General features: G+C 63.9%; 18 protein-coding genes. 7 read left to right on the top strand and 11 right to left on the bottom strand.

The window, feature by feature from the left end; all coding sequences use genetic code 11:
- Nucleotides 1-4 precede the first annotated feature (4 nt).
- The 5 genes from H578_RS0105625 to H578_RS13580 all read right to left on the bottom strand — a co-directional run bounded on the left by H578_RS0105625 (nucleotide 5) and on the right by H578_RS13580 (nucleotide 5,582).
- On the bottom strand, nucleotides 5-781 hold the full coding sequence (locus H578_RS0105625; protein ID WP_022872716.1) for a response regulator: 777 nt from the start codon (nucleotides 779-781) through the stop codon (nucleotides 5-7).
- Nucleotides 778-2,223 carry a sensor histidine kinase gene (locus tag H578_RS13585; protein ID WP_022872715.1) on the bottom strand — a complete coding sequence of 482 codons (1,446 nt, stop codon included), beginning with the start codon at nucleotides 2,221-2,223 and terminating at the stop codon, nucleotides 778-780. The genes H578_RS0105625 and H578_RS13585 overlap by 4 nt, the downstream gene beginning before the upstream one ends.
- A gap of 72 nt (nucleotides 2,224-2,295) precedes the next feature.
- Nucleotides 2,296-3,144, bottom strand: coding sequence for an ABC transporter permease (locus tag H578_RS0105615; protein ID WP_022872714.1), 849 nt, complete (start codon nucleotides 3,142-3,144; stop codon nucleotides 2,296-2,298).
- Nucleotides 3,141-4,076 (bottom strand): ABC transporter ATP-binding protein, encoded by a 936-nt coding sequence (locus tag H578_RS0105610; protein WP_022872713.1) that lies wholly within the window; start codon nucleotides 4,074-4,076, stop codon nucleotides 3,141-3,143. Before H578_RS0105610 ends, H578_RS0105615 begins: the two co-directional genes overlap by 4 nt.
- 174 nt (nucleotides 4,077-4,250) lie before the next feature.
- Entirely contained in the window at nucleotides 4,251-5,582 is a 1,332-nt protein-coding gene (locus H578_RS13580; protein WP_022872712.1) for a DUF418 domain-containing protein, read from the bottom strand.
- 81 nt (nucleotides 5,583-5,663) lie between these two features.
- On the opposite strand from H578_RS13580, the gene H578_RS13575 reads away from it, so the two are divergent.
- The gene (locus H578_RS13575; RefSeq protein ID WP_022872711.1) at nucleotides 5,664-7,208 is read left to right on the top strand and encodes a glycosyltransferase family 87 protein; all 1,545 of its coding nucleotides are present in this window, start codon (nucleotides 5,664-5,666) and stop codon (nucleotides 7,206-7,208) included.
- 24 nt (nucleotides 7,209-7,232) lie between these two features.
- On the opposite strand, the gene H578_RS0105595 is transcribed toward H578_RS13575, so the two are convergent.
- The gene (locus H578_RS0105595; RefSeq protein ID WP_022872710.1) at nucleotides 7,233-8,657 is read right to left on the bottom strand and encodes a CCA tRNA nucleotidyltransferase; all 1,425 of its coding nucleotides are present in this window, start codon (nucleotides 8,655-8,657) and stop codon (nucleotides 7,233-7,235) included.
- Between the two features lie 116 nt (nucleotides 8,658-8,773).
- Between H578_RS0105595 and H578_RS0105590 the strand changes: the two genes are divergently transcribed.
- The 6 genes from H578_RS0105590 to H578_RS0105565 all read left to right on the top strand — a co-directional run bounded on the left by H578_RS0105590 (nucleotide 8,774) and on the right by H578_RS0105565 (nucleotide 14,778).
- The gene (locus H578_RS0105590; protein WP_022872709.1) at nucleotides 8,774-9,268 is read left to right on the top strand and encodes an NUDIX hydrolase; all 495 of its coding nucleotides are present in this window, start codon (nucleotides 8,774-8,776) and stop codon (nucleotides 9,266-9,268) included.
- A 30-nt stretch (nucleotides 9,269-9,298) separates the two neighbouring features.
- Nucleotides 9,299-11,092 (top strand): murein biosynthesis integral membrane protein MurJ, encoded by a 1,794-nt coding sequence (gene murJ / locus H578_RS0105585; RefSeq protein WP_028463979.1) that lies wholly within the window; start codon nucleotides 9,299-9,301, stop codon nucleotides 11,090-11,092.
- An 81-nt stretch (nucleotides 11,093-11,173) separates the two neighbouring features.
- Complete coding sequence (locus H578_RS0105580; RefSeq protein WP_022872707.1) at nucleotides 11,174-13,084, top strand: discoidin domain-containing protein; 1,911 nt, start codon at nucleotides 11,174-11,176, stop codon at nucleotides 13,082-13,084.
- A gap of 98 nt (nucleotides 13,085-13,182) precedes the next feature.
- Nucleotides 13,183-14,130, top strand: coding sequence for a thioredoxin-disulfide reductase (trxB, locus tag H578_RS0105575; protein WP_022872706.1), 948 nt, complete (start codon nucleotides 13,183-13,185; stop codon nucleotides 14,128-14,130).
- Between the two features lie 38 nt (nucleotides 14,131-14,168).
- Nucleotides 14,169-14,495: a thioredoxin gene (gene trxA, locus H578_RS0105570; RefSeq protein WP_022872705.1), complete on the top strand. Its 327-nt coding sequence runs from the start codon at nucleotides 14,169-14,171 to the stop codon at nucleotides 14,493-14,495.
- Nucleotides 14,496-14,598: 103 nt separating this feature from the next.
- The gene (locus H578_RS0105565) at nucleotides 14,599-14,778 is read left to right on the top strand and encodes a hypothetical protein (protein WP_022872704.1); all 180 of its coding nucleotides are present in this window, start codon (nucleotides 14,599-14,601) and stop codon (nucleotides 14,776-14,778) included.
- Between the two features lie 55 nt (nucleotides 14,779-14,833).
- On the opposite strand, the gene H578_RS0105560 is transcribed toward H578_RS0105565, so the two are convergent.
- From H578_RS0105560 to yidC, 5 genes are all read right to left on the bottom strand, one after another.
- Complete coding sequence (locus H578_RS0105560; protein ID WP_022872703.1) at nucleotides 14,834-16,012, bottom strand: ParB/RepB/Spo0J family partition protein; 1,179 nt, start codon at nucleotides 16,010-16,012, stop codon at nucleotides 14,834-14,836.
- A gap of 112 nt (nucleotides 16,013-16,124) precedes the next feature.
- Nucleotides 16,125-17,105, bottom strand: coding sequence for a ParA family protein (locus tag H578_RS0105555; protein WP_084709987.1), 981 nt, complete (start codon nucleotides 17,103-17,105; stop codon nucleotides 16,125-16,127).
- A gap of 20 nt (nucleotides 17,106-17,125) precedes the next feature.
- Nucleotides 17,126-17,770 (bottom strand): 16S rRNA (guanine(527)-N(7))-methyltransferase RsmG, encoded by a 645-nt coding sequence (gene rsmG, locus H578_RS0105550; protein WP_028463977.1) that lies wholly within the window; start codon nucleotides 17,768-17,770, stop codon nucleotides 17,126-17,128.
- A complete protein-coding gene (locus H578_RS0105545) occupies nucleotides 17,764-18,345 on the bottom strand; it encodes a Jag family protein (RefSeq protein ID WP_022872700.1) in 582 nt (193 codons plus the stop codon). The genes rsmG and H578_RS0105545 overlap by 7 nt, the downstream gene beginning before the upstream one ends.
- Entirely contained in the window at nucleotides 18,342-19,346 is a 1,005-nt protein-coding gene (yidC, locus tag H578_RS13570; RefSeq protein WP_022872699.1) for a membrane protein insertase YidC, read from the bottom strand. The genes H578_RS0105545 and yidC overlap by 4 nt, the downstream gene beginning before the upstream one ends.
- Between the last annotated feature and the right edge of the window lie 59 nt (nucleotides 19,347-19,405).

Raw genomic sequence — 19,405 nt, 5'->3', positions numbered from 1 at the left:
CTACTCACCCGGAGCCCACTAGTCCTGTCTGGTAGACGTAGACCACCGCCTGGACTCGGTCGCGCAGCTGCAGTTTGGTCAGGATACGGCGGACATGCGTTTTCACCGTCGCCTCGGAGAGGAAGAACTTCCCGGCAATCTCCGCATTGGAGAGCCCCTCCGCCACAGCGAAGAGGACCTCGGTCTCCCGTGCGGTGAGCGGCTCCCGGGGCACCCCGTCATCCAAGGCCTGGGCGATCTGCTCCCCGGTGGGGGTCACCGTCTCCGGGCTCTGTGGGGTTGAGGCGGTGTCCTGAGCGACCGCCTGCGCCAGTTGGGAGGGAACCTCCCCGGTGCCTTTGCGCAAGTAGATATCGAGCAGCCGTTGGGTAATCCGTGGGGCCACCACTGCGTCCCCGGAGGCCACCACCCGCACCGCGTTGACCAGCTCGGCCGGTTCCACATCCTTGAGCAGAAACGCGCTGGCCCCGGCCTGCAAGCCGGAGAAGGCATACTCGTCAAGATCAAAGGTGGTCAAGATGATGACCCGGGTCTCACTGTGCTGATCAACGATCCGGCGGGTGGCTTCGATGCCGTCCATGGTGGGCATCCGCACGTCCATGAGCACGACGTCGGGGCGCTTATCCCCCAGCGTATCCATCAGTCGCAGTGCCTCGGCACCATCGGCGGCTTCAGCGACCACCTCTACATCGTCTTCTCCCTCCAGGATCAGCTTAAATCCCATGCGCAGCAGGTGTTGGTCGTCGACCAACATCACCTTGATGGCGTCGTCGTGAGTCATTCCTGTCCTCTCTGCTGCCCGGCCTGCCCGGAACCCTCCGGGTCCGTTCCTGCCGCCCGGGCGGTACTGGTTTTCTCCTCTGGTGGTTCCAGCACCGCCCGGACCGTCCATCCGCGGTACTTACCGGGACCGGCCCACACCGATCCGTTGTAGAAGCTCGCCCGTTCTTGCATACCTTTGATCCCCAACCCTGAGCCTACCGACTTCCGCTGAGTCTCCCCAGGGATCACGACGCCGTCGTCGGCGACACTGATGATGACCCGCGCCGGTCCCGCCAACCCGAGCGCCTCGGCCTCCTTCTCGCTGTACCCCTGCTGTTGGAGTCGCTCCCACTCCTGCTGGGAGGTAGCCGGGTGGTGTTCGATGCTGACTTCCACATCGGTGACTGATTGGCCGTAGCGCAGCACATTGGTCAACGACTCCTGGATAATCCGGTGCACGGTCAACCCGAAGGCGGCATCTTCGGGCAACGCCGGCCCGGAGGTGGTGATCTTCAGCGGTAATCCGGCCTGACGAAACCCCTCGAAGAGTTCCTCCAGACTCTCTTGGACGGGTTTGCGGGCCTCGACGACGTCTTCGCCCTTCTTCAGCACCCCGATGACTCGGCGCATATCCGCCAACGCGGTTCGCCCGGTGGAGGACAACTCATCCAGCACCTCTCCGGCCCGTTCGGGGTCCCGCCGGACCACCACCCGGGCACCGTCAGCTAAGGAGATCATCACCGATAGCGAGTGGGCGACGACGTCGTGCATCTCCCGTGCGATGCGGTTGCGTTCGCCCACCTGGGCCAGTTCGTGGGAACGCCGCGCCCAGTCGAGGATCTCGCGTTCGTGCTCCCGGCCCCGGCGCACCGCCGCACCGATGGCGGCACAGGCCGCGGTGGCGAAAACCATAATCACCACCAGGGTGACCGCCACCACCGGCAGATCCGCCGCGGGCAGACCCGCCTGCACCCAGCGGCTGTCCCCATAGCGGTGCTGCCACTGCTCAATCCAGAAGTAAGTGCTATACCCCACCAGACAGGCCGGCACAGAGGTGCCCAGGCCCCAGACCAGCCCCCGGTGCAGCCCCACACAGTAGGCGATGAAGCAGACTCCCAGCATCTGGGCGGGCTGCCACGGGTAGAGGATGAGCAGTACCGCCTCCGCCAGAGCGATCGGCAGCAGCACGCTCACCGGGGCGGCGTGCCGGAAGCACAGCAACCCCATGATGATGAGGTAGCCGGGGATGAGCCAGAAGGCGTCTTGACCCATATCCGCCATCGCCAAGGGGAACCCCCACAGGGCAACCATCCCGTAGATGGCGACGACGACGCCGTTCATCCACTTCGGATGCCGGCGGAACCAGCCCCGCACTCCCCTGCGGCGCACCAGCCCAAGCTGCTCGAAGCCCTCTGGTGCGCTCCAGCGCGCGGGTGCGGTGGCGTCGTCGTGGGTGCTCACAGCATCAATCGTTGCACGGGCCCCTCAGGGAGTCCGCAGTGGCCGGTGGAGTGGGAAGAACCGGGCCACACATCACGCGTCGCGTTTGATGAAGGTGACCAGGCCGGCGATGTTCGGCACCGCCGCCCAGCCGATCAGCCCCAGCAGCGCCAGCGGTGGGGCCAGGTTCCGCAGTGACTCATCCACGCGGGTGAACTCACCGACGAAGTAGTTGTACTGGAACTGGTTGACTGTCTCCACCCAGTCGGCCTGGGTGAAGCCGAACAGCAGCGCTAGGGCGAAGTCCACCACGAACAGCAGCACCGTCAGCACCACAATCCCGCCGGCGGAGCTGCGCAACAGCAGCCCGAGCCCAAAACCAAGAACCGCGGTGGTCAGCACCGTGACCCAGGTGCTCAGATACAGCATCGCCACCTCTGAATTGGTCACCACAGACAGCAGGGGCAGGTGTTCGGTCAGTACCGCGGTGAGCAGGTGGGTCAACACCAGGATGACCGCGGTGACCGCACCGGTGATCAGGATCAGGGCCAGGAGTTTGGCGGTGTAGAGCACCCCGCGCCGGGGTACTGCGGTCAAGGTGGAGCGGATGGCCCCGGTGGTGAATTCAGTGGTGAAGGCAATCACCCCCAGTGCTCCCAGCAGGATCATCACAAAGTACATTCCGGAGACGGCCGCCTGGGCGATGATGGTGGACTCATCCCCGAGCACGTTGTCCAAGGTGCCGGCGGTGACCCCCACGGCTAGGCCGGCCAGCAGACTGATCCCCAGGCTGATGCTGCACAGCCAGAACGTGGTACGCAGGGTCAGCAGTTTGGTCAGCTCACTGCGCAGCACCCCGAGGAAGCTCACCCCCGGCAGTGTGGGGTCGACCTCAAAGACGTGCGGGCGCCGCTGCACCCCGGTGGCAATGTTCGGATTCATGCCTGACCTCCTGTGGTGGCGGGGCTACGGCCCCCGGAGCGGAATTCGACGTGTTCGCCGGTGAGCCGCATATAGGACTCCTCCAGCGAGGACTGCAGCGGGGTGAGTTCGTGGACGACGACGCCGGCTTCCAGGGCGCGCCGGCCAATGGTGCGGGGGTCCACGCCGGTCGCCTCAAAGGTTTCGGCGTCCACATGGGTGAGGGTCACACCCCGGGCGCTGAGCGCATTCATCAGGTCAGTGGCCTGTTCGGTGCGGACCAGTACCCGCTGTTCGGCGCCGTCGGCGATGAACGATTTAATGGGTTGATCCGCCAGGATGCGACCCCGGCCGAGCACGATGAGGTGGTCGGCGGTTTGGGACATCTCGCTCATCAGGTGGGAGGAGACAAAGACGGTGCGCCCTTCGGCGGCCATCTCCCGGGCCAATCCGCGGACCCATCGGACCCCTTCCGGGTCCAATCCGTTGACGGGTTCATCGAAGATGAGCACCGCGGGGTCCCCCAGCAGCGCAGCGGCGATCCCCAGGCGCTGATTCATCCCCAGGGAGTAGGACTTGATCCGTTTGCCAGCCGCTGGTCCTAGGCCAGTGAGCTCGATGACGTGGTCGACCCGGCGTTTTTCGATGCCGTGGGTGGCCGCCAGTGTGCTCAGATGCTGCCGGCCGGTACGGCCGGGGTGGGTGGCCCCAGCGTCTAAGACCGCACCGACAGTGCGCAACGGGGCCGCGTGGGCGGCGAAGGGTCGGCCGTCAATGGTGATCGACCCGGAGGTGGGGCGGTCGAGGCCCACCGCCATGCGCATGGTGGTGGATTTCCCCGACCCGTTGGGACCAAGGAAGCCGGTCACCTGACCGGGGGCCAGCTGGAAGCTGATCCCGTCCACGGCGGTGGTCGAGCCGTACGTCTTGCGTAGGTTCTCCGCGGTTATCATCGTTCGCTCGCTTCCCGTTCACGTCACTAGCGTGCTTGGTGGCCGGATCACCGGCTTGCTCACTTCCTTACGCTAGGTCCGCCCCTGGGTGGAGCACATCCGCCCCAGGGCGGATCTTGCCGATGAGACGCATCGCGACTGACTCATCCCGAGGCCGCCCCGCGCCGAAAAGTGTTAGGCCTTATACGTCCATGCGCGGAAGGGGATCTCCACCGGTCCGCGCTTGAACCGTGCCAGCCACAGGTGGGAGAAGATGATCTGCCCCAACCAGATGAGCACGACGATCAGCCCGACCAAGCCGGCGTTGAGCTCCCCGGCCAACCCAAACCCGAGCCCGGAGAACAGCAGCGCCAACACCAGGGACTGGCCCAAGTAGTTCGACAGGGACATCCGCCCCGCCGGGGCCAGCACACGCAGCACCAGGTCGAAGGCCCCGGAGCGGAAGGCCAGCAGCAACAAGATGACGTAGCCGGCGGCCTGGAAGGGCCCGGCCGCCACTGCCAGGGTCTGTCCCAACATATGGGTGCCCACGCCGACGTCGAAGGCCGAACCCGGTGGCCCCCAGGCCAACCAGGCACCGATGAGGCTCACCGCGCCACCGGCCAGCAGACAGGGCAGCCCAATACTGAGCAGCCGGGCGGTGCTGAACTCCCCGGCCATGGTCCGTTCAATGATCCGCTCTCGGCCGACCACCAGTCCCACCAGCAGGCAGGCGAAGGCGAGAATGCCCTGCCCGAAGATGATATTGATGGCCGCCAGCGGGTAAGCGATCGCCTGGAACCCAAAGTAGGAGAGCACCCCGCCGGAGTACCACTCTTGCAGCAGGGCAGGATCCACCAGGGTGAACTTGATATCGGCGTCACCTTCCACCGTGATGGCGTCAAATACTGCCGAAAGTGCCCCGAGCCCCACAAAGAGCGTGGCCCCCACCGCGTAGAAGACCCCGGCGACGATCAGCGCCGTCTTGGTGCGGGTGTTCCGCATGGCGAACAGCAGCAGGCCCAGCAGACCGTAGGCCAGCAGAATGTCACCCATGAAGAGGAAGAACCCGTGCAGCACACCGAGCACGATCAGCCCCACCGAGCGTCGTTTAGCCCGGCGTTTGACGTCGGCCCCTTGCCGGTGGGCACTGGCCCAGGCGAGCACAAAGCTCAGCCCGAAGAGGAAACTGAACACCACATAGGACTTGCCTTCGAAGATCGCCGTGGAGGCAAACCGCACCAGCTGGTCTGCGCTACTCTCCGGCGGGTTGGTCATCTCCCCGAGGATGGCCTCCGGGGAGGTGAAGAACCACACGTTGACGCTGATGATCCCCAGCAGCGCCAAGGCACGCAGAGCATCCACGGCGTCGAGTCGACGCGGAGTCGCGCTCGCCTCCGGTGCCTGGGGAGGCTGCTGCCCCCACCCGGGGTGTCCCGGCTGTGGTGACGTACCCGCCCCGGTACGGGGATCGGAAGCAGGGTGGCCGGCGGCGTCGTGGGTTCCGGGCTGCTGGTGGTGTTCCATACCCGTTAGCCTACGGACACCCTGACATCATCGCCGTCATCCTCACGGATGACTCTGCCCCCGCCCATTAAGGTTGAGGTGATGACCCGGCGCCCTTCCCCCGAGCCCCCCGCGGTGGTTCCGCTGTCCACTACCGACCCACTGGTACGGCACCTGGCGGACCGCTGGGGTGGCCCGGCCGGGGAGCATCTGCGCGCACCGGATTCCACCGGGCGCCGTGGGAGCAGTTGGTGGACCATCCCCCGGATCCTCATGCTGTTGACCACAGTGGCGATTGTCCTGTCTGTGCTGTCCTCTCAGTACTGCCGGCTCAACGGTTGGGGCGGGGTGGGGGTCTACCACTACGGCTGTTACTCCGATGTCGCCGCCCTGTGGGGGACCCGGGACTTCGCCCAGACCCCCTGGGCACCGTTCAGCGAGCAGCACCACACCTTCGAATACCCGGCCTTGACCATGGTCTTCGCCTCGCTCGTCGCGGCGGTGACTCATGCGCTGGATACGCTCACCGGCGGGTATTGGGGGGAGCGCACCGGGCTGCTCTACTGGGATCTGACCTTCCTTCTGGCCGCCCTGGCGTGGATGATCCTGGTGCTGGCGACCATGAAGGCCGCCCGGCATCGACCCTGGGATGCGGTCATCGTGGCGGTCTCCCCAGCGATCATTTTCGGCATCGGCATCAACTGGGATATCTTCCCGGCCGCGGCCTTGGCCCTGGCGGTGCTCTTCGCCCAGCGACGGCGGTGGGGGCTGGCCGGGGTGATGATCGGCGTCGGCGTCTCCTTCAAGCTCTACCCGCTGTTCATGCTGGGGGCTCTGGTCACTCTGGCGGCCCGTCACTACCTCCGCGGGGATACTGAGGGGACCGACGACGACGTCGACCTCCCCGCTCTGGGCTGGTTCACCGGCTCCATGGTGCTCACCTGGGGTGTCATCAACGTGCCGGTGATGCTCATCAGCTTTGAGTCCTGGGCCCGGTTCTTCGAATTCTCCGCCGAGCGGGGGGCCGGGTATTCCTCGATCTGGCACGTGTGGATGACCCTCGGTGAGACCGGCCCCAGCGCGGAGACGGTCTCCCTGTGGAGTTTTCTGCTCTTCGCTGCGGCCTGTGTGGGGGTCTTCGCAGTGGGTCTCAGCGCACCGGTACCCCCACGGATGGTTCAGCTGCTGCTGCTGATCGTCGCGGCCTTCATGGTGTTCAACAAGGTGTATTCCCCGCAGTTCATGATCTGGCTGGTGCCACTGATCGCCCTCGCGGTGCCGCGAGTGCGGGATGTGGTGATCTGGCACGCCTTCCAGGTGCTGCACTTCTGGGCCATCTGGATGCATTTGGCCGATATCGTCGGCGACTACCAGCCTCAGCACAGCTTCGATCCGAACCTCTACGTCGCCGCGGCGATTGGGCATATGGCCGCCACCGGCTACATCTGCGCGATCGTGGTACGGGATATCTACCGACCCGAGCACGACGTCGTCCGCGCCACTGATCCCCGCACTAGTCTGCCTCCCGAGGGCACCGGTGAAGCCGGCAGCGTCCCCTCCACGAACACCCCACCCACCGGCACTCGAACCGCCGACACCTCATCCACCGGCACCTCGTCCGCCGGCACCGGGAAGCTCCGCACATAAAACCCGGCACCTGCGCGGTGTTTCCTAGAGGTTGTCGGCTGCCCAGCGCTTCAGCAGCACGCGGGCTTCGTCCTCACCCATGGGCCCGTGTTCCATCCGGTGGTCAAGAAGGAATCGGTAGGCCTTGCCCACCTGCGGGCCGGGACCGATGCCCAGGGTGTCCATGATCTGTTCACCGTTGAGGTGCGGACGGATCTTGGCCAGTTCCTCTTTCTCGCGCAGCTCAGCGATGCGCTGTTCGAGGTCGTCATAGGCCCGGGCCAGGCGGGCGGCTTTCTTCTTGTTCCGGGTGGTGACATCGGAGCGGGTCAGCCGGTGCAGTCGTTCCAGTTGGTCCCCGGCGTCGGTGACGTAGCGGCGCACCGCGGAGTCGGTCCAGTCCTGTTCACCGTAGCCGTAGAACCGCATGTGCAGTTCCACCAGGTGGCTCACCGCACGGATGGTCTCCTTGTCGAACTTCAGCGCCCGCATGCGTTTGCGGGTCATCTTCGCGCCGACGACGTCGTGGTGGCGGAAGCTCACTCCACCACCGGGTTCGAACCGCCGGGTCTTCGGTTTGCCGATGTCATGCATCAATGCGGCGAAGCGCAGGATGAAGTCCGGGCGCGGCACCGGACCGTCTTCATCGGTCTCCAGGGCTGTGGCCTGTTCCAACACCTGCAGGGAGTGCTGGTAGACGTCCTTGTGCCGGTGGTGCTCATCATCGGTGAGCTTCAACGCTGGGATCTCCGGCAGCACAATATCGGCCAGGCCGGTCTCCACCATCAGATCCACACCGTGGCGTGGGTGGGCACCGGTGATGAGCTTGACCAGTTCCTCCCGGACCCGTTCAGCGGAGACGATCTCGATCCGGCCTGCCATGTGGATGATCGCCTCCCGGACCTCTTCGGCCACACCGAGCCCCAGCTGGGAGGCGAAACGGGCTGCCCGCATCATCCGTAACGGGTCATCGGAGAAGCTCTCCTGGGGGGTGGCGGGGGTGCGCAGCCGCTTGGCGACGAGGTCGCGGACCCCGCCGTGGGGGTCGACCAGCTCCATCGACGGCAACCGTAGAGCCATGGCGTTAACGGTGAAATCCCGCCGGATGAGGTCATCGTCCAAACTGGTGCCGAAGCGCACCTGTGGTTTCCGGGAGGCGGGATCATAGGCCTCAGCCCGGTAGGTGGTGATCTCGAGCTGGTAGTCGGCCTTGCGCAACCCGATGGTGCCGAAATCCCGTCCGATCTCCCAGGTGGCGTCCGCCCAGCCGCGGATCACCTGGAGGATCTCATCGGGGGTGGCATCGGTGGTGAAGTCCAAATCGCCGGAGGTGCGGCCCAGAAACAGGTCCCGCACCGGTCCGCCCACTAGGGAGAGGTCGTATCCGGCGGCGGCAAAGCGTTCGCCGCATTCGACGACGACGTCGGGAAGCCACGCTCCATCGGGGAAGCCCTGGGGAAGATCAACCATAGCGACCACAGTGTCCCACAGCGGTGAGATCCGGCGTTTACATCGGCACCGTTAAAGTAGGAATCATGGACAAGGCAGGTGCAGCAGATGAGGCGCGGACGCCACTGACGGTGTCCATGGGGCAGCGCCGCAGCACTGCTGTGCCACAACCGCGCCTCAACGGTCACCTGCCCACTGTGGAAGAAGTCAGTGCCGGGGGGGTGGTGATCCGCCCGGCCGCCCGCGGCTTCGACGTCGCAATCATCGCCCGGTACAACCGCGGCGGACGGCTCGAATGGTGCCTGCCGAAGGGACACCCCGAGGGCAGCGAGACCTACCAGGAAGCCGCGGTGCGTGAAGTAGCCGAGGAGACCGGCATTGACGGCTCCATCCTCACCAGTCTGGGCAGCATCGAGTACTGGTTCACAGTGCCGACTCACCGGGTCCACAAGACCGTCCACCACTTCCTCATGGAGGCAGTCGGTGGGGAGCTCACCACGGAGAATGACCCGGACCATGAGGCGGTTGATGTCGCCTGGGTGAACCTCGAGGAACTCGAACGCCGGCTGTCCTTCCCCAATGAGCGGCGTATTGTCGCGGTGGCCAAGCAGGTCATCCAGGACTCGGTCTGATGCAGCTGATCCGGCTATAGTCAGCCACTGATGAGCCCCGCATCGTCCCCCTACCGTCCGCGGCACACTGGTGCCTGGCGCGCCCCTGAGCCGGAAGAGGAGACTGACTCCCCGCCAGCTGAGCCCCAGGAGGCTGCTGCCTCGCATCTGCCCAAGCAGGGAATGGCTGCAGCCAGTGCGCTCATGGCCGCCGGCACGCTGGTCTCCCGGGGGCTGGGGTTCCTGCGGGCCTTCCTGCTGGCGATCGCCATCGGCTCAACCACCCTGATGGCCGATGTCTTCGAAAAGGCCAACAGTGTTCCCAATGTCATTTATGTGCTGCTGCTGGGTGGGATGTTCAATGTGGTGCTGGTGCCTCAGCTCATCAAGGCCGCCAAACAGCCCGACCGCGGAGCGGATTACACCTCGCGTCTGCTGACCTTGGCGGTCATTGTCATGGGTGTGGCCACCGTGCTCATCACTGCCGCGGCCTACCCGATCATCAGTGCGCTGACCTTGGACTGGACCGAACCGATGCTGGCCCTAGGTACCGCCTTCGCGATGTGGACCCTGCCGCAGATCTTCTTCTACGGGCTCTACGCGGTAGTCGGACAGATCCTCAACGCGAACGCGAAATTCGGCTGGTACATGTGGGCCCCGGTGCTGAACAACATCATCGCCATCGGGTTCATCCTCACCTACATCGTCAGCTTCGGTGCCTACAGTGCCGAGGACAACCAGGCCGCCGAGTGGACCACCACTCAGACCATCTGGCTGGCCGGGGGCCACACCCTGGGGGTGATCGCCCAGGCGCTGTTGCTGCTGTGGCCACTGTCCAAACTGGGCATCGGGCTGCGACCTAAGTTCGGTTTCCGGGGTATGGGCCTGGGGCAAACCGGCAAGATTGCTGCCTGGACCCTGGGAGCCATGGCGGTGGGCAATATCTCCAACCTGCTGCATATGCGGTTGATCTCCGGTGCCACCGCCTCCCGTGAACAGATGGAAACCGGCGGTGCTGCCGTCCCCGGGGAGACCGCTGCGAATATTGCTGAGCTCATTGTGCTGCTACCGCATTCGGTGTTCGTACTGACGATCGCCACTGTGTTGTTCAATCAGCTCTCCCGGGCGATGGACCTGAAGCAGTACGACGACGCCATGGGGCTGGTCAACCGGGGTTTGCGGATCTTCGCGATCCCCATCATGTTCTCCGCGGTGGCGATGATCGTCCTGGCTGGGCCCCTGGGCCGGCTCTTCGGCGGCACCGCGGCCGATGCACACCTGGCCGGGGCTGCCATCGGCCAGTTGCTGGTGCTCTACGCCGTGGCCCTGCCGTTCCGCTCAGCGAACTTCTACCTGATGCGCACCTTCTACGCCGCTGAGGATGCCCGCACCCCCATGGTGGTGTACTCCATCTGCTCCGCGCTGAGCCTGGCGATCGCCTACACCGGGGCGGCGCTGCTGGCCAATGAGCATCTGCCGTATTTCATCATCGGGCTGTTCGGGGCGATCAACGTTCTCCAGTACGTCTTCTGGCATGTGCTTGTGGTGCGCCGATGGGGCAGCTTCGGTTTCACCGATGTGCTGGGGGCCTATACCCGGGCCGGGTTCGCCGCACTGGCTGCCGGGGCCTCCGGGGCGGGGGTTCTGGCACTGCTGGGCGGCTACACCTGGGGTTTCGCGTGGAGTTCACTGCCCACTACCATACTCAGCTGTGCCGCCACCGGGATCGTGATGGCCGGGGTCTACGTGGTAGCGCTGCGCGTGATGCGGGTCCGGGAGTTCGACGAGTTCCTGGAACCGCTGGCCCGCCGGGTCCCCGCCCTGCAACGGTTCCAGCGCGCCTGAGGCGGTGCACAGCGCGCAGATCAGCCCAGGCGGCGGTACGCTGGAGTGCTGACTCTCATTCTTTAGACCTCAGGAGGATCTGTGGCGCAGCCGTTCGGCGTCGGAGACGTGGTGGGGGGCCGATACCGCATCACCCACCACGTGGTGACCTCCGCGGATCAAGACGTCGTCTTCCAGGCGGTGGACGAGGTGCTGGACCGGGACGTCTCCGTGCTGCTGGCCTCGCGGGCCAATGCCAAACAGGTGGCTACCAGCGCCAAAGAACTGGCCACCGGTGCTCGGGATTCGCTGGTGGAGGTGCTCGACCTCGGTTTGGCTGATGAACGAACCTACCTGATCTCCACACTGGTGGACCCCAACCAGCTGCTCGATCTCGTGGTCCCCGATGCCGCCCCCTATGTGGAGCCGTATTACACCGACTCCCTAGGTTCTGAGATCTTCGGTCAGTCCCGGCAAATGGAACCGCAGACGTATGAGGACGACGCCGAATACTACGCTCGTCTACACGAGGAATCCTCCCGCTCGCGGAGCCTGCCGTGGTCTAAGCGCCCGGCGTTCCTGGACAAAGTCATTCCGCATCGGCTTCAGGACGACGACGCCGGACTCAAGCAGTTCGATGCCGGTTTGGGGCTGGCCTCTGACCTCGATGTTGTTGAGGCCGATCCTGCTGCCGACCAACAGGACGAGACCCTGGAAGCCGCATTCGCAGCCGGACCACCAGCGCCTGTGGCCGGTGAAGTCGCCAGTGGAGACCGGCTGGGTAGTGACGTGCTCGATGAGCACCTGCCGCCAGCGCCGGAGGAGCACACCGCGTCCGAGCAGCAGACAGCCCACACAGAGGATGCGACTGCGGATGAAGATCCCGATGCCACCCACGAGCCCGGAGAACACGTGGAGCATGCGCCCTCTACGGCGATCGCCACCGTGGGTTACACCCCCTCTGAGCACGTTTCGACGCCTACGGATGAGACCACCGTCGAAGGCGAGGAGGTCATCGACGATCCGCCGCAGTACCCGGATCCGGCCTATGATGTCGCCGATGTCCCGGTGGGTACGGAGGAGCCCGCACACCCGGTGACCCGACCTGCCGACGTCGTCGAGGAACCGGCCTCTGGCACTGCTGAACAGCAGCAAGCCGACCGCAGCAGCTTCACCGGACTCATCACTGCAGTGCCCGCCCGGGATCGCAGCAGTTTCCCCAGTGCAGACTCGGCATCCGCAGCCGGCAGCTTCGACGACGGCGGGTCGGAGGACCCCGGCTTTGATGAGTACGCAGACCCCTACGGGCGCAGCGCCTACGAGGATGACCAGCGCCCCGTCTGGCTGCGCTGGCTGGCGCCGGCGGTCCTGGGTGTTCTGGTGCTGCTGGCCGCGCTCATCGTCTTCTTCTCCCTACGCGGTGGAGCGGATGAGGCCGCTGAGGTACCCGAGGAGACCGAACAGCAGCCTCCGGCTGAGGAGGAGACCACCGGCGGGGAGGATCCTGACACCGAGGAGACCGGCGAGGCCACCGAGGAGGCCACCGAGGAAGAAGAGCCCGAGGAGGACCTGCCCGCTGCCGAGGTGGCATCCATCAGCCTGGACGCCGGGGCCGATGTGACCTCCTCCGGAAGTGCTGAGAACCTCGCCGACGGCGATACCGACACCACGTGGCAGACCTATTCGTATAACAACGCCGCCTTCGGTGGTTTCACCGACTCCGTGGAGTTCGTGGTCGAACTGGCTGAACCCACCGACGTCAGTGAAGTGACAGTTGTCACACAGGGTGGCTACTCGGGTGGTTCCTTCGAGGTGTATGTCAACGACGACGGCAGCCTCGGCGGCGAGCAGCTCGGCACCGGGGATTTCTCTTCCGCCGAGGCCGCTGTCAGTGGCGATGGCGTCGAAGGGTCCTACGTGGTGGTCAGCATCACCGAATTGCCCGCTGAGGACACCCCGACGGTTGGTGGTATGCCCTACCGGCTGAGCATCGGTGAGATCACTGTCGACTAGGACCGGCGCCGTCGTCGCAGGCTTGCGGAATGAGCACTTAATCCCCAGCGTTGTGTATCACTGGTACAGCGCTCAGACCATGTAAGGATTCATCACTCGTGACAGAACTGACACCTGACCAGGTGCACGACGTCGTCATCGTCGGCTCCGGTCCTGCGGGCTACACGGCGGCGATCTACACTGCCCGGGCGAACCTCAATCCGATCGTGCTGGCCGGGTCTGTCACCGCCGGTGGGGAATTGATGAACACCACGGAAGTGGAGAACTTCCCCGGTTTCCCCGAAGGCATCCAAGGCCCGGACCTGATGATGAATATGGAAGCTCAGGCCCGGCGATTCGGTGCTGATATCCGCCACGAGGACGCCACTGCACTGAAGCTGACCAGCGACATCAAGGAGATCACCACCGGCTCCGGTGAAGTGCTGCACGCCCGGTCGATCATCCTGGCTACCGGTTCGGCCTATCGTGAGCTCGGCGTGCCCGGCGAGAAGGAACTCTCCGGACACGGGGTGAGTTGGTGTGCCACCTGTGATGGATTCTTCTTCCGCGAACAGCACATCGCCGTGGTCGGTGGCGGCGATTCGGCCATGGAAGAGGCAACGTTCCTGACGAAGTTCGCCTCCAAGGTCACCGTCATTCACCGGCGTGACGAACTGCGTGCCTCCAAGATCATGGCGGACCGCGCTCTGGCCAATGACAAGATCGAGTTCCTGTGGAACCACGAGGTCATTCGGGTCGAAGGCGACGGAAAAGTCAACCAGCTGGCCCTGCGCAACACTGTCACCGGTGAGGAGTCCACCCTCGATGTGACGGGTCTGTTCGTCGCCATCGGTCACGATCCGCGGACAGAACTTTTCGCCGACCAGCTGGAACTGACCGCAGAGGGCACCGTTGAAGTCGAAGGCCGGACCTCGAAGACGACCCTGCCCGGTGTCTTCGCTGCCGGGGATGTGCTCGACCCGCACTACCGGCAAGCTGTGACTGCCGCAGGCTCGGGGTGTGTCGCCGCCCTCGACGTCGAAGAATACCTCGCCAATCTCCCCTGACCACTGTCACCGGACCACCTCAACGGAAGGATCACCTCATGGCAGATCTGAAGAATGTCACTGACGCCAGCTTCGAGCAGGACGTCCTCAAGGCTGATAAGCCCGTCCTCGTTGATTTCTGGGCCGAATGGTGCGGTCCCTGCCGCGCCTTGGCACCAGTGCTTGAGGAACTTGCTGAGGAGAACTCGGACAAGATCGAAGTCGTCAAGGTCAATGTCGACGAGAACCCAGGCACAGCCGCGAAGTTCGGCATCACCTCCATCCCCGCCGTCTACGGCTTCAAGGATGGTGAGCACGTAGCCAGCTCCATCGGCGCTAAGCCGAAGCCGGCGCTCGAGCAGGAGTTCGCCGACCTTCTGAAGTAAACAATCACATGTTTCACGTGAAACGGGTCCGGTCTCCATGGGGACTGGGCCCGTTTTAAATGACCTCTAGATGGCTACTCGACGTCATGACATGGAGGTGAGAATGAGCAAGCGTACTGGGAACCTTGGTCCCATACTGCTGGTACTGGCTGCCCCACTGTGTGTGGCGCTGTCCTACTTTCCTGTCTCACGCACTATCCAGGTTCTTCTATGGTCCCTCGCGGGCGGCTTGTTCATGGTCGGACTGGTGATGGTGTATCTCAATCAGCGGGACAACGCCTAATCCCGGTCCGTCCCACGCCATCTCACAGTTCGTCGAACGCCCACCGGTGGGACACTCAGCGCGGAACGTACGCCCCGAGTTCCTGCAGGATGCGTTCGAGATCCTCGACTCCCGCAAAATCAATGGCAATGCGCCCCTTCTTGGCACCCAAGGTGATCTTTACCTGAGTGTCCAATTTGTCCGTGAGTGCCTCAGCATACTCATCCAACTGCTCATAACGAGACGCCGTCGGCAGCCGGTCCGTTTCACGTGAAACGTCCCGCTGCTGGGCCGACTTCTCTGACTTCAGCAAGGTCGCCTGTTCCTCGGCGGCACGCACAGACAGGCCTTCGGCCACGATCCGCTGGGCCAGCTCTTCCATCTGCTCCTCGTTCTCCAAGCTCAGCAAGGCCCGGGCATGGCCCGAGGAGAGCACACCGGCAGCCACACGGCGCTGTGCCGAAGCGGGCAGGCGCATCAACCGGAGAGTATTGGAGATCTGCGGCCGGGAGCGTCCAATCCGTTGGGAGAGCTCTTCCTGGCTGATGTCGAAGTCATCCAGTAGCTGTTGGTAAGCCGCGGCTTCTTCGAGGGGATTGAGTTGGGAACGGTGAATATTCTCCAACAGGGCGTCCCGAAGCAGGTTCTCGTCCTGCGTCTGTCGGATAACAGCGGGGATGGTCTCCTTCCCCGCCGCCTGGGAGGCCCGCCAGCGGCGTTCACCCATAATGAGCTCATAGTGATCGTCTTCTAAGGGACGCACCACGATGGGCTGGAGCACGCCGATCTCGCGAATGGAGTGCACCAGCTCGGCCATCTCCTCCTCGTCAAAGACCTGGCGAGGCTGGCGCGGATTCGGCTGGATGCTTTCGACGGGGATGGCACGAAAGCTTGCTCCCTCGGATTCCTGCCCAGTCGGTGCCTCCTGTGCCTTCCGGGGGTTGAGCACATCCGGCATCTCTGCCCGGCCTCGCTGGGTGGCTCGGCGCGCGGTGGTCATCCGAGTCCGGGGGGCCGTCCGCGCGTTCGTTTCACGTGAAACGCGTTGAGTCTCCAGGTGAGACTTGGCTGAGAAGAAGACATCGATGGGGCGTTCGGGTGTGGTCGTTTCACGTGAAACGGGCTCGGCTTCGATCTCCGGTTCCACCGGCGGCACAGCGTGAGCCGTCGCTCCGGTGGCCTCAGGAGTCGTTTCGTCGGTGTTGATGAGAGCGCCAAGTCCCCGCCCGAGGCCGCGCCGTTTACGTTCTGCCATGCCCTCTCACTTTCACCGGATCGACATCTGCCGCCATTTTACGGCCACAACCTGACAGCGCCTGAGGTACGGCAGAGAATCACCTTGCGTTTCACGTGAAACGCGAACAGGCTCAGCCGCGCTGAACCAATTCCGCAGCTGCCTCAAGATACGCCAGGGCTCCAGTGGAAGACCGGTCGTAGGAGATCACACTCTGCTGATAGCTGGGGGCCTCAGCAATGCGCACACTACGCGGGATCTTGGTATCGAGGACCTCTTCAGGGAAGTGCTCCTTGACCTCATCGACAACCTGCGCAGCGAGGTTGGTGCGTGCGTCGTACATGGTGAGCAGGATGGTGGAAACACGTAGAGGCGGGTTCAGGTGCTTCTGGATCATCCGAATATTATTGAGCAGCTGGCTCAGCCCCTCGAGCGCGTAGTACTCACATTGGATGGGGATGAGCACTTCATCGGCGGCCACGAAGGCGTTGACTGTCAGCAGTCCCAGGCTCGGTGGGCAATCGATGAACACGTAATCCAACCGGGGTAGACCCTGCTGCTCCCGCTGGGTGACATACTCCTGCAGTGCGCGTTGGAGTCGCTGTTCCCGTGCCACAAGCGAGACCAGTTCAATCTCCGCCCCGGCCAGATGAATGGTCGCCGGAATGACCGAGAGGTTATCGACGTCGGGACACTCGGCGATGACATCAGCGAAGGTGAGGTCGTCGATGAGCACATCGTAGATAGACTCCGTCTCCGCCGAATGGGGGATGCCCAGACCTGTGGAAGCGTTGCCCTGCGGATCGATATCAATGACGAGCACGTGGAACCCGTGGTCAGCTAGGGCCGCGGCGAGGTTGACCGTGGTCGTCGTTTTGCCGACTCCGCCCTTCTGATTGGACACCGTGATGACCCGGGTCTGTTCCGGGGGTTCCAAAGTGGTTTCAGAGAGTTTCCGCCGCCGCTTGCTCTCATCGGCGAGTTCAGCCGCCAGTGGTGAGGCATCCAGGGAATCGAGTACGGAGCGCTCCTGCTCGGCGGAGGGAACATCTTCGGTCGCGGGCGTTTCACGTGAAACGGCACCGGCAGCTGGATCGTCAGCAGGTCTGTGCATCACAGCAGCCTCCTCCTTCATTAGCGGCGGCGGATGCGCACCACAGTCGTCGGTTCCTCGAGGATATCCTCTCCGAGCAGTTCCACGGTCGGCTGTTGGAGCTTGAATCGCTTGACCGCTTTGGCCGCGTTGTCCACTTCCTCCGCGGCGCTGCGGCCTTTGATGAGGAGCAATTCGCCGTCGTCAGCCAACAAAGGCGCCGTCAGGGGTATTAACTTCTTCAGTGCTGACACTGCGCGTGCGGTGACGACATCGGCCATCACCTCATCGGTCACTTCCTCCGCGCGCGCCCGGATAATATCGATGTTCTCCAACCCGAGATCACCAACAACCTCGGCCAGCCAGTCCACACGCCGCTCCATGGGTTCAATGAGCGTGAAGTGCGCCCCAGGTGCGGCCAGCGCTGCGGCGATGCCCGGCAAACCAGCGCCGGAACCGACGTCGGCCACTTCTGCGTCCTCGGCGAGCTCGGGGCCCAACACCGCACAGTTGAGCACATGGCGGGACCACATCCGCGGTACTTCCCGGGGACCGAGCAGGCCGTACTCCACACCCGTAGTGCACAGGTGAGTGACATAGCGCTCAGCGTGTTCGAGCCGCTCACCGAAGAGCGTCTCGGCGGCGCCGAGTTCAGCATCAGTCGGCTGCGGTACGGAGGTCACGATGCAGAGACCACCACGTGCCGACGCTTGCCTTCGCCCTCGGACTCAGAAACCAGTCCGGCCTCGGCTACGTAGTCGTGGACGATCTTGCGCTCATAGGCGCTCATCGGCTCCAAGTGCACCGGCTCACCGGTGTCCCTAGCCTCTTCGACGGCCTCGGCAGCCAGCTTCTGCAGCTCGTCATGGCGCTGGGCCCGATGGCCGTTGATATCCAGGACCAGGCGGGTGCGGTTGCCAGTGGCCGTCAACACCGCCAGACGCGTCAGTTCCTGGAGTGCGTCGAGGACTTCGCCTTTCGGGCCCACCAGATCATCGAGTTCGGCACTGCCTTCTTCGGCCTGGATGGAGATAAAGGTGCGATCCCCCCGAATCTCAATCTCCAGGTCACCGTCGAGATCGGCGATGTCGAGCAGTTCCTCGAGGTAATCGGCGGCCACATCACCCTCATCGGGGCCTTCTTCGGCTGCTTCGGTAAGTTCCTCGGTGTTCTCCACCAGGTGCGCCTCTTCGGGCGCCACGGTCTCGTTGCCCTCGTCGACGACGTCCTCAGCAGAGGGCGGATTGGTCTGTTCGGTCATCGTTGTCCCTTTTTCTTTTTCTTCTTCTTACGTTTTTTGGCCGGCTGTGCCTGGTGTCCTAAATGCTTGCCGGTCGGCTTGGGCTGCTCGGGCTCTTTGGACTTCCGCAGCTCTTCCCCAATGGGGGGCAGACCCTTCGCCGCACGCCGCAGATTCAGTTCCTTTTCGGCGTCGGACCCGGGTGTGGGGTTGTTCCGGATGACCCACCACTGCTGCCCGAGGGTCCAGAAGTTCGTCGCGGTCCAGTAGATGACCAGGGCGATGGGGAAGTTCACACCACCGATGACCATGGCCAGGGGGAAGACGTAGAGCATCATCTTCTGCATCTGGGCGAACTGTCCGGTCTTGGCCGCTTCGGACATGTTCTTGGCCATCAGCTGCTTTTGGGTGAAGAACTGGCTGCCGACCATGGCGATGATGAGGATGACCGCCAAGAAGACCACGTTCCAGCGAATGGGGTCTTCTTGGACCGCCAGCCAGAACACATCGCTCATCCCGACGCCGAAAATAGTGGAGTCGTCCAGGCTGGCGATCTCCCCGCCGGTCAGCGCGAAGTAGCCTTCTTCCCGGTACTGATTGGGCACGCTGGGGTCCCGGGTGGTGGCCCGGTTGAGCATCCAGAACAGGGCGAAGAAGATCGGCATCTGCGCCAACAGCGGCAGACAGGTCATAAACGGGTTAACCCCGTGCTGTTTGAACAGCGCCTGCTGCTCCGCGACCATCTTCTGCCGGGATTCGGGGTCCTTCTTCCCCTTGTATTTGGCCTGCAGCTTCTGCATCTCCGGCTGCACCAGCTGCATACCGCGCTGGGACTTAATCTGTTTGACGAACAGCGGGATCAACAGAGTACGGATCACCAACACCAGCAGGACGATGGAAATGGTCCACGTCCACCCGGAGTCGTAATCCAGCCCAAGCCAGGTCAGCACAGTGTGGGCGACGCTCAGGATGAAGGACACAGCCCAGCTGAAGGGCCACATAATCGCGTCTAGAAATGCCATGTATCTCTCAGAGTCTCAGACCGAGCGCAGTGCCTCGTTGGCTGCCCGGTGTGTATGAA

This window comes from Nesterenkonia alba DSM 19423 (genome assembly GCF_000421745.1).
In the GTDB taxonomy this organism is placed as follows: Bacteria; Actinomycetota; Actinomycetes; order Actinomycetales; family Micrococcaceae; genus Nesterenkonia; species Nesterenkonia alba.
This window is presented reverse-complemented; position numbering and strand designations above follow the sequence as displayed.

Excerpts from the sequence above, each read along its gene's own strand:
- H578_RS0105625 (WP_022872716.1), bottom strand. The coding sequence starts at position 781 with ATGACTCACGACGACGCCATCAAGGTGATGTTGGTCGACGACCAACAC.
- H578_RS0105560 (WP_022872703.1), bottom strand. The coding sequence starts at position 16,012 with ATGGCAGAACGTAAACGGCGCGGCCTCGGGCGGGGACTTGGCGCTCTC.
- H578_RS0105555 (WP_084709987.1), bottom strand. The coding sequence starts at position 17,105 with ATGCACAGACCTGCTGACGATCCAGCTGCCGGTGCCGTTTCACGTGAA.
- H578_RS0105615 (WP_022872714.1), bottom strand. The coding sequence starts at position 3,144 with ATGAATCCGAACATTGCCACCGGGGTGCAGCGGCGCCCGCACGTCTTT.
- H578_RS0105545 (WP_022872700.1), bottom strand. The coding sequence starts at position 18,345 with ATGACCGAACAGACCAATCCGCCCTCTGCTGAGGACGTCGTCGACGAG.
- H578_RS13575 (WP_022872711.1), top strand. The coding sequence starts at position 5,664 with ATGACCCGGCGCCCTTCCCCCGAGCCCCCCGCGGTGGTTCCGCTGTCC.
- H578_RS0105590 (WP_022872709.1), top strand. The coding sequence starts at position 8,774 with ATGGGGCAGCGCCGCAGCACTGCTGTGCCACAACCGCGCCTCAACGGT.
- murJ (WP_028463979.1), top strand. The coding sequence starts at position 9,299 with ATGAGCCCCGCATCGTCCCCCTACCGTCCGCGGCACACTGGTGCCTGG.
- trxA (WP_022872705.1), top strand. The coding sequence starts at position 14,169 with ATGGCAGATCTGAAGAATGTCACTGACGCCAGCTTCGAGCAGGACGTC.
- H578_RS0105610 (WP_022872713.1), bottom strand. The coding sequence starts at position 4,076 with ATGATAACCGCGGAGAACCTACGCAAGACGTACGGCTCGACCACCGCC.
- yidC (WP_022872699.1), bottom strand. The coding sequence starts at position 19,346 with ATGGCATTTCTAGACGCGATTATGTGGCCCTTCAGCTGGGCTGTGTCC.
- H578_RS0105595 (WP_022872710.1), bottom strand. The coding sequence starts at position 8,657 with ATGGTTGATCTTCCCCAGGGCTTCCCCGATGGAGCGTGGCTTCCCGAC.
- H578_RS13580 (WP_022872712.1), bottom strand. The coding sequence starts at position 5,582 with ATGGAACACCACCAGCAGCCCGGAACCCACGACGCCGCCGGCCACCCT.
- H578_RS0105565 (WP_022872704.1), top strand. The coding sequence starts at position 14,599 with ATGAGCAAGCGTACTGGGAACCTTGGTCCCATACTGCTGGTACTGGCT.